At 60.6% G+C, this 15,994-nt stretch carries 15 protein-coding genes and 2 pseudogenes; 11 read left to right on the forward strand and 6 right to left on the reverse strand.

Annotated features, from left to right (window positions below; translation table 11 throughout):
- The 6 genes and pseudogenes from YY7_RS55500 to YY7_RS0146285 all read left to right on the forward strand — a co-directional run.
- Nucleotides 1-314, forward strand: a pseudogene (locus YY7_RS55500) (formate dehydrogenase subunit gamma); the annotation flags it as partial.
- Between the two features lie 119 nt (nucleotides 315-433).
- A pseudogene (locus YY7_RS55505) lies at nucleotides 434-909 on the forward strand (DUF3305 domain-containing protein).
- 20 nt (nucleotides 910-929) lie between these two features.
- Entirely contained in the window at nucleotides 930-1,616 is a 687-nt protein-coding gene (locus tag YY7_RS55510; RefSeq protein ID WP_155255635.1) for a DUF3306 domain-containing protein, read from the forward strand.
- Between the two features lie 313 nt (nucleotides 1,617-1,929).
- Nucleotides 1,930-2,217: a TorD/DmsD family molecular chaperone gene (locus tag YY7_RS64120; protein ID WP_245287677.1), complete on the forward strand. Its 288-nt coding sequence runs from the start codon at nucleotides 1,930-1,932 to the stop codon at nucleotides 2,215-2,217.
- Nucleotides 2,218-2,294: 77 nt separating this feature from the next.
- Nucleotides 2,295-2,420 carry a hypothetical protein gene (locus YY7_RS64660; protein ID WP_283807055.1) on the forward strand — a complete coding sequence of 42 codons (126 nt, stop codon included), beginning with the start codon at nucleotides 2,295-2,297 and terminating at the stop codon, nucleotides 2,418-2,420.
- Nucleotides 2,421-3,601: 1,181 nt separating this feature from the next.
- The gene (locus YY7_RS0146285) at nucleotides 3,602-4,636 is read left to right on the forward strand and encodes an Rv1681 family radical SAM protein (RefSeq protein ID WP_051397309.1); all 1,035 of its coding nucleotides are present in this window, start codon (nucleotides 3,602-3,604) and stop codon (nucleotides 4,634-4,636) included.
- Nucleotides 4,637-4,685: 49 nt separating this feature from the next.
- Here the strand turns inward: YY7_RS0146285 and YY7_RS0146290 are convergent, their stop codons facing one another.
- Both YY7_RS0146290 and YY7_RS0146295 read right to left on the reverse strand, forming a co-directional pair.
- Nucleotides 4,686-5,531 (reverse strand): phosphate/phosphite/phosphonate ABC transporter substrate-binding protein, encoded by an 846-nt coding sequence (locus tag YY7_RS0146290; protein WP_028168981.1) that lies wholly within the window; start codon nucleotides 5,529-5,531, stop codon nucleotides 4,686-4,688.
- Between the two features lie 22 nt (nucleotides 5,532-5,553).
- On the reverse strand, nucleotides 5,554-6,699 hold the full coding sequence (locus YY7_RS0146295) for an acyl-CoA dehydrogenase family protein (RefSeq protein WP_051397310.1): 1,146 nt from the start codon (nucleotides 6,697-6,699) through the stop codon (nucleotides 5,554-5,556).
- 296 nt (nucleotides 6,700-6,995) lie between these two features.
- Between YY7_RS0146295 and YY7_RS0146300 the strand changes: the two genes are divergently transcribed.
- Genes YY7_RS0146300 through YY7_RS55530 form a run of 5 tightly spaced genes read left to right on the forward strand, consistent with a single transcriptional unit; the run spans nucleotide 6,996 to nucleotide 11,683 of the window.
- A complete protein-coding gene (locus YY7_RS0146300) occupies nucleotides 6,996-7,805 on the forward strand; it encodes a nucleoside phosphorylase (RefSeq protein WP_028168983.1) in 810 nt (269 codons plus the stop codon).
- Nucleotides 7,793-8,506, forward strand: coding sequence for a TIGR04282 family arsenosugar biosynthesis glycosyltransferase (locus YY7_RS55520; protein ID WP_035692816.1), 714 nt, complete (start codon nucleotides 7,793-7,795; stop codon nucleotides 8,504-8,506). The genes YY7_RS0146300 and YY7_RS55520 overlap by 13 nt, the downstream gene beginning before the upstream one ends.
- A 41-nt stretch (nucleotides 8,507-8,547) precedes the next feature.
- Nucleotides 8,548-9,876 carry a hypothetical protein gene (locus tag YY7_RS55525; protein ID WP_051397311.1) on the forward strand — a complete coding sequence of 443 codons (1,329 nt, stop codon included), beginning with the start codon at nucleotides 8,548-8,550 and terminating at the stop codon, nucleotides 9,874-9,876.
- The gene (locus YY7_RS0146315; RefSeq protein WP_028168984.1) at nucleotides 9,873-10,943 is read left to right on the forward strand and encodes a radical SAM/SPASM domain-containing protein; all 1,071 of its coding nucleotides are present in this window, start codon (nucleotides 9,873-9,875) and stop codon (nucleotides 10,941-10,943) included. Before YY7_RS55525 ends, YY7_RS0146315 begins: the two co-directional genes overlap by 4 nt.
- A 5-nt stretch (nucleotides 10,944-10,948) precedes the next feature.
- Nucleotides 10,949-11,683, forward strand: a complete 735-nt coding sequence (locus YY7_RS55530; RefSeq protein ID WP_051397313.1) for a glycosyltransferase family 2 protein — start codon at nucleotides 10,949-10,951, stop codon at nucleotides 11,681-11,683.
- Nucleotides 11,684-11,693: 10 nt separating this feature from the next.
- On the opposite strand, the gene YY7_RS0146325 is transcribed toward YY7_RS55530, so the two are convergent.
- The 4 genes from YY7_RS0146325 to YY7_RS59590 all read right to left on the reverse strand — a co-directional run.
- Nucleotides 11,694-12,437, reverse strand: coding sequence for a class I SAM-dependent methyltransferase (locus YY7_RS0146325; protein WP_028168985.1), 744 nt, complete (start codon nucleotides 12,435-12,437; stop codon nucleotides 11,694-11,696).
- A gap of 30 nt (nucleotides 12,438-12,467) precedes the next feature.
- Nucleotides 12,468-13,124, reverse strand: a complete 657-nt coding sequence (locus YY7_RS55535) for a TQO small subunit DoxD (RefSeq protein WP_051397312.1) — start codon at nucleotides 13,122-13,124, stop codon at nucleotides 12,468-12,470.
- Nucleotides 13,125-13,364: 240 nt separating this feature from the next.
- Nucleotides 13,365-14,117 (reverse strand): hypothetical protein, encoded by a 753-nt coding sequence (locus tag YY7_RS0146335; RefSeq protein WP_051397314.1) that lies wholly within the window; start codon nucleotides 14,115-14,117, stop codon nucleotides 13,365-13,367.
- A 1,639-nt stretch (nucleotides 14,118-15,756) separates the two neighbouring features.
- The coding region (locus tag YY7_RS59590; protein WP_155255636.1) for a tyrosine-type recombinase/integrase at nucleotides 15,757-15,994 on the reverse strand (238 nt) is incomplete at its 5' end.

Here is a 15,994-nt window from a genome sequence, read left to right on the forward strand (position 1 = left end):
TGGTGTTCTGGCTGTCGATCGCGGCCGGCATTGCCGTGTCAGCCTCGGGATTCCTGCTGCTGTTTCCGTTCTACGGGACCGATATCCTCGGCATGCAGCTCGCGCAGGTGGTGCACGCCGTGACGGCTATCCTGTTCATCGCCCTGATCCTCGGCCATATCTACATCGGCACGGTCGGGATGGAAGGCGCCTTCGAGGCGATGGGCACCGGCGAGGTCGACCTCAACTGGGCCAAGGAACATCACGACCAATGGCTCGCCAAGAAGCTTGCGGGGGAAGGGCGCGCCGAACCTGCCGCAACGCCGGCGGAATAGCGGCTGCTGCTCAAGTCCGATTGCGATTGCCGCAGTGGGAGGCTGCCGCTCGGCGTCCCGCAGATAATCGTCGGTGGTGCGGACGGTCGGGCCCGACACGCGAACGCGGAGGCAGTCAATTGATATCAACTGCGCTTGAGCGCATTTCCGTGGGTGTTGTGGTCGAGCGGCGCAAGGCCAGGAGTACCTGGGCGGACTTCTTGTGGCGGCCCGTTTCGGTGCTCGCCGGAAGCCCATCGGTCGCGCCGTGGACGGCGCTTGATACGGCAGGCGAGGTGACGTTGTTTTATGCCGGCGAGTCGACGATCGAATTGCATCGCACCGAGACCGCCAATATCGCGACAATCTCGCATTCGGTTCGCCCGCACTATGGGTCAACCTGCGCCCGACCGGCTCCGAGCCGCCTTACGAACTGCTTGCCGTGACCGCGGATCCGGCCGAGGGCGAGGCGTTCACCGACGCCGGCGGTAATCTGGTCGAGGCAGTGCCGATGCCCGCCAGCATCGCCGAGATCGTTGAGCGATTTGTTGCAGAGCATCGCGTCGAGCGCCCCTTCGTCAAGCGGCGGCGCGACCGGCAGGTACCGCCGAGCTAGGACAAAGGAGAGAGCGGACCATGGCTGAAGTGCACAATGTTTTCCTTCGCTGGGCGCGGCTGAAGCAGCCTGCAAGAGAGCGCCAGCATGCGGAGGCTGCTCCGACGGACAGTGGAGAACCGGCCGCGCCGCCTGTAGCCGACGCGGCGGGCGATGAGCCGTTCGACCTCGCCAGCCTGCCGTCGATCGAATCGATTGTCGCCAACACGGATATTGCTGCCTTCCTGCGTACTGGTGTTCCGGCCGAATTGACCCGTGCGGCATTGCGTCGGGCCTGGATCAGCGATCCCGCCATTCGTGACTTTATCGGCATCGCGGAGAACCAGTGGGACTTCAACGATCCGAACGCAATTCCGGGGTTCGGTCCGCTCGATCCGGCGGAAAACGCTGCCGACCTTCTCGCGCAGGTCTCAAGGCGGCTGAAGCAGATTCCGGATGCGCTGGCGGACATGTCATCGCCGGGCGATCCGACTCGGCTGGAGACGGCCGATTCCGCACAGGCCGTTCTCGATCTGCGTCCCGCGACAGACGGGCTGTCGCTTGTTGATGCCGGTGCACAGTCGAACGAAATGCAGGACATCGGCGCGCAGGGCGAGCAAGCGCCTGCCGAGGAGGCACAGGATTCTCTCCGAAAACGGCGTTCATGGCAGCGCGTTGCCGCGATAGCGATCGATAAAGGGGGCATGTCTTTCCGGATCGAACGATGACGGATTCAATTTCAAAAGCCTCTGTAGTGCGCATCGTCGATGAGATCGACCTGCCCGGGCACGGGAATATGCACTGCTCGCAACGTTGCTGACGCGCAGCCGGATGCGCTGCTTCTATCCCGTTTTGCCGGCCTGCGCGGCGATGCCAGCCCGATCGGCGTAGCGCACATCGCGCTGGCCGAAGCGGCCCGCCGGACCAATGCAGAGCGGGTGTCACGCGAGTTCTTCTTCCTGTTTGCCGGTCTGGGGGAAGGGGGCACTGGATGCGTCGCAATATCTCGCTGAGACATTGTATGGGCGGCCGCTCGTCCGAGTGCGGGAAACGCTTGATAGCCTCGGCATCGAAAAGACACCGGAGCGGACGGAGCCGGAGGATCACGCCGGCTTCCTCTGCGAGATCATGGCGGGCCTCGCCGGTGGCATCATCGCAGCCCCCGATGGCGCCGACCGCGACTTCTTCGAGCGGCACCTTTCGCCCTGGATCAAGCGCGTCTTCATCGACCTGGAACAGGCAAAATCGGCTGATTTCTACGCATCGGTTGGCGCGCTCGGCCGCACCTTCATCGACATCGAAGCTGAGGCATTCGCACTTCCCGTATGAACATTGCTTTCTGTCCGAGGCTGGCACTCGTTCACTACCGAACTGTGCTACAAATTGATGCGAAGAGGAGAAACACGATGCGCGCGTTCGCCTGGGCTTGCCTGTTCGGAGTCGTCATCGCAGTAGGAGCGGCCGTGATTCTCGACAGCTTCGTGCAGGAAATGGCAACGACGGCCTTCGCCGAGCCGAGCGCCAGAGTCTAGTGACGATGACCCGCAACAGCCGCGGGTCCCAAGCCAATAGCGCGGACTCATTTGAGTGGAGAGGGAGATGCCTCATGATCCGCTCAATGATTTCAGCTATCGCTATTGCCGTCGTGATTGTTGTTGGAAGCGTGCTGTGGCGGCCGCACTCGCGGCCATGCCGCCGCTTGGTCGGGGCCCGGTGGTGAGCAGCCCACGGGCCGCTCATTTCAACCGGCTCGCAACGGGCAACCATTGGCGAGTTGCCAAGCGGTAAGGTGCAACTTCGGTAGGCCTATCGCCAGGACGCGGCAAGCGCGACCATCAGCGCTGCCGCAAACAAGCGAGTCCGACGATGTAGGACATGTCGCGCTTCTCGTCTTGGCTCATTGATTCCCAAGTTGTGTGTACCGAAAGCCCAGGGCGAGGTAATGATGGAGCCCACCCAGGATGGGAACGATTTGATGCGCCCGGTCCGCTGAACCGGACGGCAGACAGCGCATCCTTATCCAACGACCGGTGCGTTCTGACGTCGCTGTAATAGCGGTCGTGTGCTCCGTTTAGACCGGAGGTGAAGAGGTCGCAGGCGTTAGCTCTGCCATTAACGTACCGCTCCGAAAATTGGCATCAGAACCAACCGGTCCGCCAAACGGTCCGCGGAAAAATGGCGCGTCTCTGCAATCGATTGATTTCATTGGTGGGCCCGCCTGGATTCGAACGAAGAACACGATGGGCGTGGCGTTCGGCGATGGCGTCGCAATTGCATGGCCCTAATTCCAGTGTCGGCTCTCGACGCGCACACGCTCAAGTGAGCTTTCTAAAGCTATACAAGGCTTATGCGAACTCGGTTGACAGCCAACTCACACTCAGAGCAGCTTCGACCGCATTAAAGTCCGCACGAATGGCGAATAGAGCCCGCTCGGTCTTCGCCCTCAAAAAACACGCGGAAAAATCGGGGCGAATTTCCTCGCTTAGTTCAGCAAGATGTGAAATCGAGTCGTTCTTAAGCCGGAAATCAAGTCTCATTTGATTGATTTTCTGGTGCCGCCCGGCAGGACTCGAACCTGCAACCAGACCATTATGAGCGGCGGATAAGGAACCCAATCGTTGATTTTGCTGAGGTTTCGTTGGAGACTAATCGTGTTTGTTGCATTCTGTTGGTGCGATAGACATTAAACGTCTGAAGGACCAGGGATTTGCGCATGAGGACGAATGCGAACGTTGAGCTCGACGCCGGCAGCAAGACATTAGCCTCGGGCCTACTACCGGATTTGATCGCTGCGCTACGCCGCAGCCGTAAGGGCGATCTGGTCGCGGTGATCAGCAGCGATCCGAACATCGGCCGCGATCTGGAGGCATGGTGCCGCTTTACCCGCAACAGTTTGGTCGATACCGCGGTCCAAGACGGTCGCACGCGATGGGTTCTTCGGTACGGAGAGGCCCCTGAGAATGTGGGAGAAGATCGGCCTGTCGGCTCTCGATTATGGCTCTACACCAACTTCGATTGCAATCTCAGCTGCGACTATTGCTGCGTGCGCTCGTCACCCAAAGCTCCGCGGCGGGCGCTAGGCGTGGAGCGGGTGCGGAGGATCGCGATCGAGGCCAAGGAACTCGGCGTGAGCGAGATTTTCGTCACCGGCGGTGAACCGTTCATGCTGCCGGATATTGGCGAGAACCTCGCCGCATGTGCTGCCGCAGCGCCGACTACGGTCCTCACTAACGGCATGCTGTTTGCCGGAAGTCGGCTCGAAACGCTGCGCGCATTGCCACGCGAGCGTATAACCTTGCAGATTAGTCTCGACAGCCCCACGCCGGAGCGACACGATAGCCATCGTGGAAAGGGGACATGGGCACGCGCGTGGAATGGAATGGAGCGGGCTCGCGCCGAAGGATTCCGGGTACGACTGGCCGCGACGGTGTCAACTGATGCGGAGGCCGCGGAGTTCCGCAGCTTCCTTGACACCCATCACGTTAGCGAGGACGACCGCGTGATCAGGCGGATTGCCCTGCGAGGCTCCGCCACGCAGGGCATCGCCTTGGCAAGGGCAGACCTGGTTCCCGAGGTGACGATTACCGCCGAAGGCGTGTTTTGGCATCCGGTCGGAGCCGAGGATAACGACCTGCTGGTCAGCCGTGAAATCTTTCCACTCGCTGAATCCTTCGCAGCTGTACGCCGCGCCTTCGATCTCGAATCTGAGCATCAGCGCCGGCTGGCAATGATTTTCAATTGCGCTTGACGAAGGCGCAGACTGCGCTCAGAGCCGTATCGGGCTTTTGGCTCGGCTGCTAGGCCAGCGGCCGCGTTAAGAAGCCTTGTTGGGCGGAGGCGTCCCGCAACTCGGCATATGCTTCAAGCTGCGGCGCTATCCATTGGCGCAGCCCTTCCGCTTCGAGCACAGGACGATGCGTCGGGTTATCATAACTCATCCCGAATAGCGCTTTGGCAAATTGCTGTTCCAAGGCGGGATCGAGATCCGATCGCGCGGTGAACATGCAGTGATTATAAGGCGGCGAGGTCCAGATCTCGGTCAGCGCACCTTCCGGTACGAGACGCTCGCTACGCACGGCGTTCCAGAACGGGCTGCCAATTGCGCCGGCATCGGCGCGGCCGTCGAGGACCGCACGAACGACATCGGACTCGCTTGTACCCGTGTCTCCGTGTTTCCCGAGGTCGCTGTTGAAGCGCAAGGTTCGGTAGTCTTTCCCCTCAACCAGTCCCTCGCGCTGCAGAAAGTAAACCGGCAGAATTGCCGCATGGCCGCTGTCGCGACTACCGAGTGCCAGGGTGCGGGTCTTAACATCAGCGAGCTTAGCGACGGGTCCACCGGTGATCGCGACAAGCCTGGTCATCCAGCCCACATCCGTATCGCGCATCGCGATCGGTCGGCAGCGATGGTCGCTCCAGGCATCGGCCTGGATATAGGCGAGGTTCGTATTCCATCCGATGTCGATGCGCGGCAGCCGATCGCCGGGCGAGGCCAGGAGCGCAGCGACCTGCGCCTCGTAGCTCTGAAACAGCACCACCTCGACGAGGAGACCCGCTTCCTCGACAAAGTACCGCCGCATGCCCTCCCAGATACCAACCACCTTTGGATCATAGGCGACGGCGCCTACCCAGATCGTCTGGTTCATGATTGCATCTCACTTCTCGCGCTCAGAACAGGGGTATTCCTAAAACGGCTTTGCCGATGAACTCACGCAGAACGTCGCCCGTTGGCGCCATGACAGCGCCCGCATGGGCGTCGCGGAACAATCGCTCGATCGCCAGATGCTTGGAAAACGCAGCGCCTCCGCACACCCGCATTGCCGCCGAGGTAACGGCGATGGCAACATCACCTGCGGCCGCCTTGCTCTCGAGCACGCGCAACATGGTGGCGTCTCGGGGGCGCTCAAGATGATCGACGAGATCGTCGATGCGCGCCGCAAGCCCATCGGTGTCGATCTGCATCGTCGCAAGCTGTGCGCGAAGGGTCGGCAGACTTTCGCCGAGGGTCTGTCCCAAATGCTCGAAGCGAGCGCCATTGAGGTGCGCCGCGGTCCCCGCCACCGCGGCCCGGCAAAGACCGAGCGCGACCGCCGATGCTCCGAGGTTGAATAGCGGAAGCACGACCTCTAGCATCGCCTTGAACCCTGCACCATCGTCGGTCAGCTGGAAACCAGCTGCGACCTCGCAATCATCGAGGGTCATCGGCGCGGACGCGTTGGCGCGCAACCCAAGACCATCCCATGGACCGGCGACCGACAGTCCGGGCGCGCTTCTCGCGACAAGATAAAGGGTTGAATCCGTTGGCCCCTTGCCTTCAGGGGCGAGCGCCGAAACAACGTAGCTTTGCGCGTGGCCGGCGCTTGTCACCCATGATTTCTTGGCCGTGAGGCGCACGTTGTCAGCGTTTCGCTTCGCTCGCGAGACGGGCGCCCAGAAGTGGCTGCGCGATCCAGCTTCGCTGAATGCCAGGGTCGTCAGGTGTTTTCCGGCCGAAATATCCTTTAGCGTCTGAGCGACCGCGGCACCCGGACGGGCTGCCGCAATCATTGCGGTAGCGCTAATGTGCATCAGGTAAACCATCGCGACAGATGCGTCCGCCTCTGCGAGCGTCGTGATGACGGCAGCCAGGGTTCGGGGTCCCAGAGCCGAGCCGCCTACCTCAGTGGGCAGAATGACTCCCAACAATCCCGCCGGACCAAGCGCCGCGATTGCCTCGGACGAAAATCGAGCTTCCTTGTCGTTTTGCCTGGCTGCCGGTACGAGAATGCGATCGGCGATTTCCTTGGCATTCGAAACTGCGGTCTCGTGATTCATGACGATCCTCGACACCTAGTGGTTGCCTACCAAGTTCGAAAGTATCGATCCGCTCCCTTTGCGACCGATGCTACGCGACCAGCGCCATCGGATCAACACGACTAGATTCGGTCTGGCAAGCCGTTGCCGTACCAACAGCCAGTACAGACCATCGTCACTACGTTCTTCAAAGCCGTCTCGTTACATCACCGAAAATCCATTTTTTTGTGACGCCGGCGAGACCTTGGCGGCGCTTGCCCGCTGTCGGGGAGAACGCTACCAATAGCCGGCAACAGCGTGGCAAGGTTTGTCTAGTCATGGCGATCAATGATGGCGGGGTTCCGCCTATCCTCGCGCAAAAGCATTACGCGCAGCCGTCCGCATTCACGCCGGAAAATCTGCTGCGCGAAGCGCGCAGGCAAAAGCGGATTACGGACTCCCGCATTCCTGACGTCTGCGTGCTCGATCCTGACGGCGACATCGTGCGTAGCCTGATCGCCCGTGGTGAAGCCCGGCTTGAACCGGCATGGGCCTGCTACCACACCCAGCTCCACACTTTCAGCAGCGGCGGGATTGATTTTGGGATTGTCGGCTGCGCCGTCGGCGCCTCGTTCGCGGTGCTGATTGCCGAGGAAATGTTCGCATCAGGCTGCAAACTCCTGATCAGCGTCACCTCCTCCGGACAGATCGTGCCGGTACGCCCGCCGCCTTATTTCGTCACCATCGAACGCGCGCTGCGCGACGAAGGTACCAGCTATCACTACATGGCGGCGTCCGACTATTCGCATGCTGATGCCGGATTGATCTCGGCGCTCGACGGCGCCTTCGACCAATTCTCCGTGCCGGTGCTCACCGGGGCGACATGGACGACTGACGCGCCATTCCGTGAAACCCAGCCGGCGATCGACGCGATGCGCGAGCGGAACCTGATGGCAGTCGAAATGGAAGCTGCTGCGCTTTACGCGTTCGCGCAAGTCCGACAAAGGCCCGTCGTGTGTTTTGCCCATGTGACGAATCAAATGGGACGTGTCGACGGCGATTTCGAAAAGGGCGAGGAAGACGGCAGTCATGAAGCGCTTCAATTGATCGCGATCGCCGCCGATCGCCTCCAGTCATGGCTGCGATGAGCGTCGCGGCGATCGGGATCATTTGCAAGGCGCCGCAGCCCGGCCGCTCAAAGACGCGGCTTGCGACGGCCATTGGCGAAGTTGCAGCATCAGAGTTGTCCGCCTGCTTTGTGCGCGATGTCGCGGCAGCAATCGAGGCGGTACCCGAGGCGCTCGGCAGGCGCGGCTACGGCGTCTATGCCCCAGCGGGCGCGGAAGACATCATGCGGCAGCTGCTTCCGGCAGGGTTCGGACTGTTGCTACAGGCTGGCGACGATCTAGAGCACGTGTTGCTAGGCGCTACGCGTGCTCTGCTGGATGCCGGACATGACTGCGTCGTGCTCGTCAATGGCGATAGCCCGACCCTGCCGCCGCGTTTGCTGGCTCAGGCTGTTGAAACGCTGCGCCAACCCGGAGACCGGATGGTGCTCGGGCCAGCGAGCGACGGTGGCTACTATCTCATCGGTTTGAAGCATCCGCACAAGCATCTGTTCACACAGATCGCATGGGGAACAGAAACGGTAGCTCGCAATACATGCGAGCGCGCCGCCGAAATCGGACTTGCCACGACGTTGCTTCCGGAGTGGTACGACGTCGACGACATTAAAACGTTGCGTTGGTTGCAGGACGAGCTGGCCGGTCATTCGACCCGGTTTCATGGCGGCGGACTTGCCGCGGCGAGCCGGGCCTTTATCAACGCCGCGCCGCAGCCAAGTCCGTGACGGCGATGCCAGGGGCTATCGCGGTTCGACTCGGTCGGCTGATGCGCTCCACCAACAACTTGCCGCCGCTTCACGTGTTGGCGAGCATTGGTGCCCTCCTCGTCCTCTTGACCCTGGCGACACCCTTTGCCTTCGAGACCTATGGCGACAATGCCTTCATCGCTCTGACCATCGCCGCGGGCCTGCTGACGATCGTAGCGACACGCCTGGTCGAGCGCGCGTCACCTGATCGAGCGCTATGGCTTATCTTTGGACTTGGGATTGCGCTGAGAGTCTATGCGCTGTTGTTCGATCCGCTTCTGTCCAGTGACATTTATCGCTATGTCTGGGATGGCAAGGTGCAGGCAGCTGGCATCAATCCCTATCGCCATATGCCAGCCGATGAGGCGCTGGCGTTTCTGCGCGACGGAATGATCTTTCCTCGCATCAACCGGGCTGATACGGCCGTAACCATATATCCCCCTGTAGCGCAATTCTTCTTCCTCATCGTCACCCGATTCGGTGAAAGCGTGACTGTGATGCGCCTCGCGCTGTTGGGGTGCGAGGCAATTGCCGTTACAATGATCATGCTCCTGTTGCGGCGTATGAACCGCCCGCTGACACGCGTGGTCGCCTATCTTTGGCACCCACTTCCGCTGTGGGAGATTGCGAATAACGGCCACGTCGACGCGTTGATGGTTGCGCTGATGCTGCTGGGCCTGTGGATTGCCTTGACCGGCCATGCTCTCCGCGGAGCCATCGTGATCACTTCTTCCGTGCTGGTCAAGCCGTATGCGGCGCCGGTGCTGGCTGGAATTTGGCGCCCTTGGGATCTCAAAATGCTGCTCGTCGTGATCGCTGCCGTCGCGCTTTGTTATCTTCCCTATCTGTCGGTCGGCTGGGGAATTCTCGGATTCCTGACCAATGGCTATCTGACGGAAGAGGGCATCAGCGCCGGCAACGATCTCTGGCTGCTATCGCTTTGGCGGCTTGTGTTTGGCGAACGTCAAGGTGACGTTGCTGCTTATGTTGTCCTGGCTGCGCTGGTTCTCGTGTTCAAGGGGTTCTCCGTGGCCCGCAGCTCTGATCGCACCATCGCCTCGCGTCTTGCCGACATCAACATGCTGTTACTCATCACCTTCCTGTTGTTGTCGCCTAACTATCCTTGGTATTTTCTCGTCACCGCGCCGTTCGCCGCCCTGTGCGGCTCCGCGCCGACATGGGTCGTGTCGATTGGCGCGCTGTTATTGTCCGAGCAACTCGACTGGGATTTCTACATTCCAAGAATGGTGACGAAATCGATTCTGTTCGGGGGTCTTTTTCTAGCCTGCGCCTTCACGGCCTGGAGGGCCCGCATGCAGCGGATTGCAGATACAGAGGCATCGCGATGAGCCCTTCGCAGGATGCTCGCGCGCCGTTTGATCCGCGGCGATATCACGAGTCGGTTGCGGGCGAGCGCACCAAGGTCGCCCAGCGGCCACCGGTCTGTCTTTATCTGGAAGTCACCAACCGCTGTAACCTGCTCTGCACAACCTGTCCTCGCACTTACGAGGAGCTCGAGCCGCCGGCGGACATGAGTTGGGACCTGTTCACGTCGATTGTCGATCAGGCTCCGGACCTCGCGCGCACGGTGCTGCACGGCGTCGGCGAGCCGATGCTGGTCGCGAACCTGCCCCGAATGGTCAGATACCTGAAGGAACGGGGCGTTTACGTTCTGTTCAACACCAACGGAACAGTCCTCAGCGAGCGTAACGGGCGTCCGCTGATCGATGCCGGGCTTGATGAGCTACGTGTGTCGCTCGACGCGTCGAATCGCGAGAGCTTCAAGGCGATCCGCGGCAGGGATTATTTCGGCCGCATCCTCCGCAATGTGCACGCGTTTCGTGAACTGCAGGAAAGAGAGGGACATACCAAGCCGCTGGTTTCCGTGTGGCTCACTGGCCTAAAGGAGACTGTCGCGGAACTCCCGGACTTTGTGAAAGTTGCAGCCGAGATCGGCGTCAGAGAGGTCTACCTGCAACGGCTTGTATTCTTCACAGAATCGGCCATCGGCAAGGCTCGTCCGGATCAGGCCCTGTTCGAACGCCTGACACAAGAGGAAGTGGTCTATCTGAAACAGGCTGAGGAACTCGCGCGCTCCCTTGGCGTAACCTTCAGTGCGTCGGGCGCAGCAAGCGAGCCGGAGTTGAGTTTGAAGGGCGACGTCAACGGTTCGCCGTGGTCGTTGTGCCGGCGTCCATGGTCGCTGATGTATTTCACGGCCAACGGCCGGGTCTTGCCGTGCTGTATCGCGCCGTTTTCGCAGCACGGCTATGACAACTATACGCTCGGCCATGCGGGGCACCAGTCGCTGCAAGACATCTGGAACGGGCCTGTCTATCGGGACTTTCGTGCGGCGCTGCTGTCAGACAAGCCTCCCAAAGCTTGTGCCAATTGCGGCCTGCGCTGGAGCCTGTGAACGAGATGACAGAGATCGGCGTACCGAGCCGCTCGCCGGTCGTCTCGGCGATCATTCCGTGTCTCGACGAGGAAACAGCAATTGGTCGGGTCGTGGCCGCGGTGCTGGCGCAGAATGTGAGCGAAGTCGTCGTCGTCGACGGGGGCTCACGGGACCGCACGACTGAGCGGGCCAAGGCCGCCGGAGCTCGGGTGATCATCGAGCCGCGGCGCGGCTACGGTCGCGCCATCCAGGCAGGCATCGCCGCTGCGCGCAACGATGCCGACATTCTCGTCTTCCTCGATGGCGACGGCAGCGATCCCGCCGAATCCATTCCTGAGCTGCTGTCGCCGATCATCGCGGGGCAGGCCGTCTTCGTTCTCGGCTCACGTATCCGTGGGGCACGCGAGCCGGGCAGCCTCGCGCCACAGCAGGTCGTCGCCGGCCATGTTGGCGGGCTCCTCTTGCGCCTCTTCTATGGCGCAAGCTTCAGCGATCTGTCGCCGTTTCGTGCCATCCGCCGGGATGAACTCAGACGTCTCGGCATGAAGGAAAAGACATATGGCTGGAACCTGGAAATGCTGATGCGGGTCGCGGCCGCCCGCCTTCCGGCACAGGAAATTGCCATTGGGCAGCGGCGCCGGATCGGGGGCGTATCGAAGGTCTCCGGCAATCTCATCGCCGGCGTCAAGGCAGCCTGGTCCATTTCGACGACGTTCGTTCGCCTCGCGCTTGAGCTGAGAACACCTCGCGAACAATAAAGGTTGGTGGTCAGCGCGTACCGGCACGATCGGTGCAAGCAACGATGTCGCCGGGCGATTTCCGTCCAGCTTGCCCCGGTGGCGAAAACACTGCGAGATATCCACTATCACCCGCAAGCTGATGCGTGGCGATCTCGCGATAGCCGACGGCGGACAGTTCGCAACGCAGGAGTTCAATTGGTGTGCCGTGCTCCGACGTCGGAAGCTCAAGATCGACAATGCCGACCTGCGCGCCAGGCTTCAAGGCGGGCGCGAGATTGAACATAAAGGCATAGGGTTGGGCGATCTCGTGATACATGTGCACGAGGATCGCGACATCGAGCGATGCAGCGGGCAGGCGTGGGTCGTGTGGTTTGCCGAGCGCGAATTTGACGTTTGTCAGCTTCAGACGATGCGTTCGCCTAGCGAGCGCGATGAGGTAACTTCGCGTAACGTCCTGGGCGATGACGGAGCCGGTGGGACCGACGAGACGGGAGAGACGGACCGCGTGGTAGCCAGCGCCGGCACCAATGTCGCCAACTGTCATGCCTGGCTTGAGTTCAAGCAGGCGGGCGAGCTCACCCGCCTCATTCAGTGAATCGCGGCGCTCCTCGGCGGCACGGCTTGGGCTGACGATCTGCGCAACTGCGCGCTGAGGTGAGGGAAACTCCTTCGCAGGGACTCCTGGCGGACCCAGATAGCCAATGTCAGCGGCGTGTCCACAGGTTGCGCCCCAGCCCACAAGAAGCGTCACTGCGCGGACCAGGGCGATCATCTGTTCGTCTCCCATGCATAACGGTACGACCTAACCCGCCCTGTTAAAGAACCAGCCGATGAAGCCCTTGCCGTCGCGCACGGCGGGCACCTTGCGGCGCAACCAAGCATCGAAGCCGAGACTCCGGCCGGCGCCCTCGAGCGCAAATAGGAACATCAGCAGGGCCAGGAACATGTACGTCCAGGGCCACTCCGACGAATTGCCATAGAGGCCGAGCCAGAGCTGCAACGTATAGGCGATGGCCAGCACGGCCACGAACCGCACCGCAAGCCCGAGCATCATCGATGCAGCGAAGACCAGCTCGGCAAGAAAGACAATTGGCCCAAAGATCGTCATGTGAGGTAACACGATGTCCTTAATAAACGTGCGGTGAAACTCGAACGCGGCGCTCGTCGATTCCTGCTCCGTCCAGTATTGCAGACCGTCGGACACGGGCAGCGGCAGTTTCCACAACATTCCCTGGAACCACATGCAGCCGATCAGGACTCGGACCAGCCAGATTCCAATGTGTCGGCCGGAACGTTGCGCCGGATCCTCCCGCCAATTCTGGAACGCCACTGCAATGCTGGTGAGCAGTAGGGCCCAGAACAGTGCCAGGATCAGAAAGCGCCAGTTTCCCAGACGGAGATAGTCACCGGTAGCGGCGGTCAGGAACTGCCAAACATTGGTAAAGGGATTATCGGGCATATGCGCGTGCTCCAAAGAATTGAAAAGTACTCTGCGTGTCGGTTAGGCGGCACCGCCGCGCGGGTAATTGACGGTGCGCCTACCAGGCTACTACGCAGTAGAGCATGCGGCCATTACGCTGAGCCGGCGTCAAAAACTTCGATGCCGCGCCTAACCGCTCTGGCGAGCGACTGGGTCAGGAAGCACCGCGACTGATTTGTGAAGCACACAATCAGTCGCTCGAATGAACCCTTCCCCTGTTCATTGCGCGTTGATCCAGTTCTCTGATCCCGTCACTTTAACTGACACATCCAAAAAGGAAATCCGCAGGGGCTTTCCGTCGCGTGTCCCGCGGTGCTCCGTCGAGAAAAGGAGTGGGCCAGCCTTCTTATAGTCCGCCCATGTCGCGATCACGATCGGCGGATTGGATCCGCCGCGGTGGTAGGCGAGCTCTACTATTCGCTTGTCGGCGCCAAGGTAGAGCTCCCAGGTATCGCCGGGCTGGTAGCCGCCCTCAGAGGGGTATTTCACCACGACCCGTTCAGCGGAAGCATCACCAAGGGGTAGCTTGTGCATGCCCTCATCGGTCACAGTCGGGCCATCCCATACGACATGGAGCGGGAGCAGCAACCAATACTGATCGTTGACGAATGCCGGATCGATTTCGTTCTTTATGGCATCGCTTTGGCTGCTGAGCTGCGAGCGCTGATAGCTAGCCTTTACTGGATTGCCTTGCTTATCTTTCCCCTCGTAGGAGACCGTGTCGGTTTTCGGACTCCATTCCCACCTGCGATAGATTTTGACACCGGGAAGCTCCGCATCCCAAGTGTAGCGGATGGCCTCGATTTGCCCAAACGAATCAAGGCCGTAGGTCTTGGCCATTTGCTCGGCAATCGGTGGGAGCTGTTGCGCGCCGGAAGTTGCAGGGAGGATCAACAGCATGCTGAAGGTCAAAAGGTGGATCGCATTAATTCGGCTCAACCCATCTCGTGCTTGAGTAAGCGTATTGCTCATGTCGGGCTCCTTGAGGATGCATTGGTGTTCATCAGGTGAGACCTCGGTTTCCACATGACGTTTGCGCAGAAGCCTCGAAATTGCTCGTTATGTTGTTAGGGACGGTGAGCTGTTGCGATCTTTGCGAAACGTGCTGGACCGTTGACGGGCCGTTCGATGAAAGAAGCACGGGATATTCCGTATGTTTTCGTGCGAAGGGCCGCCAATTGACCGTGACAACCCCGTTCTCTAGGACACCAGCCTTCAACCACTTCTGGATCAGGCGGGTAATGCGCAGATCGCCGATGCGGTGCCCCACAAATCGCATCAGCCAGTCTTTGCTGACTGAGTCAAAAAAGGAGGCCACATCTGCGTCAAAAATCAGCTACGGGTTCCGACCCAAGCGAGGTCAGCACAATGCGCTGGATGCGCTGGTCGTCGGGATCACGAGCAGGCTTACCATTGAGAAGCTCAGATCGTGATCAGATCATGGTTTGGCTGCCGTTGACATACGGAAACGCGCGACAGAGCGGTGCGTTTCTGGAGCGGGGGGTAAGCAGGGCTATGCTGTAACACCGACTAAGTCGTTGATTTGCTGGGGGCCTGCCTGGAAACTAAACCGTTATGAGCGGCAGCGATCGCGGCCTAAGACCGAACCGGTCCTGGCTACTCACAGACTTGCCTGGAAGCGTGTTCTTGAACGGCCAAGATCCGAACGGGAACTCGGACCGGCTGCCCGAGATAGACTTCCGCAAGGTCAGCTTTTTTGCTCCGATGGCCCGTCTTAGGTGTTAGCAATATCCCGACATATCAGGACTGCCGTGAGTGCCACGGCGAGAACCTGGGCGGTGGCGTGCCCGGGCAGTTAACGCCGTTGGTTGCGCCTTGGCGCGCTATCCGCTTTTCGACTTGGGCGCCGACTGCTTGGCCGAAACGATCGTGGCTTCTGCAACGGTTTCTATGCGCAGCCCTTCGAGGTTGTTGCATTCGTGTCGCAGGACTTCGGCAGTCGGGCCAAGGACGTGCGGCAGAACAGCTGGCGCTGAACGAAGCAAGCTACACGGTCTCGCCGAAAGTTAATTGTCCTGCGCGGAGCAGCCAGTTACCGACCGCTTCAGCATCCGCCGGTTGACCGCGGGAAAGCGTCGGCGTGAGGGGTCAATCGGCCGCGAACTTCAGTTCATTGGTATCGAGGCTGCCAGTGCTCATGTTAGTGCGCCCTGTCATCGGCCGCCGACGGTGAACCGGGGCTGGCGGGCCCGCCGCCAACTTGCGGTCGACAGAGGCTGCGTAGTTCGCCTCAGCGGCAAAGCCTCAGCCCCCTGCTCGTGAAAGCGGGCATGCAAGCAGGGGTAATGGCCGAATGCCGCGGGTCACAGGAGCCACTCGAATGAACTGGAGTTGTAGCTCGATCAGACAGGAGACGCTACGTCTCCGTACGTTTCCAACCCAGCAGTCAGCAGGTCAGAGTCCGCATTCGCTTTCTGCCGTGACCTTTGTCTGAACGCGAAGGAGCCAACCCGAAAGCTGCACCCGATATCCTCGTCTTTGGATAGGGGACGCAAGCCGTGTATTTTGAGAAAACATTCGGATTATTGAAATACGACACGACCCGGATGCTGCAACCTAATCGTGTTCGATGAAATGGATGAGGAAAAGGTCATGATCGGCTATTTCCGCTTCGTGCTTGAATGGATCGCGAACACCGACAAGGTATGTTCTGCTCGAGCAGGTGGGTGGCAAAGCTGTGCCGCAAGGTGTGCAGCGAGACGCGTTTGCTGATCTCGGCCATCTGGGCGGCGGCGTGACAGGCGCGATTGAGCTGGCGTGTGGTCATCGGCTGGGCCGGATCGCGGCCCGGGAACAGCCAGCCCTGCGGCCGCGCCGCCTTCCACCAG

The sequence above is a fragment of the Bradyrhizobium elkanii WSM2783 genome, from assembly GCF_000472865.1.
In the GTDB taxonomy this organism is placed as follows: Bacteria; Pseudomonadota; Alphaproteobacteria; order Rhizobiales; family Xanthobacteraceae; genus Bradyrhizobium; species Bradyrhizobium elkanii_A.

Excerpts from the sequence above, each read along its gene's own strand:
- YY7_RS55510 (WP_155255635.1), top strand. The coding sequence starts at position 930 with ATGGCTGAAGTGCACAATGTTTTCCTTCGCTGGGCGCGGCTGAAGCAG.
- YY7_RS64660 (WP_283807055.1), top strand. The coding sequence starts at position 2,295 with ATGCGCGCGTTCGCCTGGGCTTGCCTGTTCGGAGTCGTCATCGCAGTA.
- YY7_RS0146285 (WP_051397309.1), top strand. The coding sequence starts at position 3,602 with ATGAGGACGAATGCGAACGTTGAGCTCGACGCCGGCAGCAAGACATTA.
- YY7_RS0146290 (WP_028168981.1), bottom strand. The coding sequence starts at position 5,531 with ATGAACCAGACGATCTGGGTAGGCGCCGTCGCCTATGATCCAAAGGTG.
- YY7_RS0146295 (WP_051397310.1), bottom strand. The coding sequence starts at position 6,699 with ATGAATCACGAGACCGCAGTTTCGAATGCCAAGGAAATCGCCGATCGC.
- YY7_RS0146300 (WP_028168983.1), top strand. The coding sequence starts at position 6,996 with ATGGCGATCAATGATGGCGGGGTTCCGCCTATCCTCGCGCAAAAGCAT.
- YY7_RS55520 (WP_035692816.1), top strand. The coding sequence starts at position 7,793 with ATGGCTGCGATGAGCGTCGCGGCGATCGGGATCATTTGCAAGGCGCCG.
- YY7_RS55525 (WP_051397311.1), top strand. The coding sequence starts at position 8,548 with ATGCGCTCCACCAACAACTTGCCGCCGCTTCACGTGTTGGCGAGCATT.
- YY7_RS0146315 (WP_028168984.1), top strand. The coding sequence starts at position 9,873 with ATGAGCCCTTCGCAGGATGCTCGCGCGCCGTTTGATCCGCGGCGATAT.
- YY7_RS55530 (WP_051397313.1), top strand. The coding sequence starts at position 10,949 with ATGACAGAGATCGGCGTACCGAGCCGCTCGCCGGTCGTCTCGGCGATC.
- YY7_RS0146325 (WP_028168985.1), bottom strand. The coding sequence starts at position 12,437 with ATGATCGCCCTGGTCCGCGCAGTGACGCTTCTTGTGGGCTGGGGCGCA.
- YY7_RS55535 (WP_051397312.1), bottom strand. The coding sequence starts at position 13,124 with ATGCCCGATAATCCCTTTACCAATGTTTGGCAGTTCCTGACCGCCGCT.
- YY7_RS0146335 (WP_051397314.1), bottom strand. The coding sequence starts at position 14,117 with ATGAGCAATACGCTTACTCAAGCACGAGATGGGTTGAGCCGAATTAAT.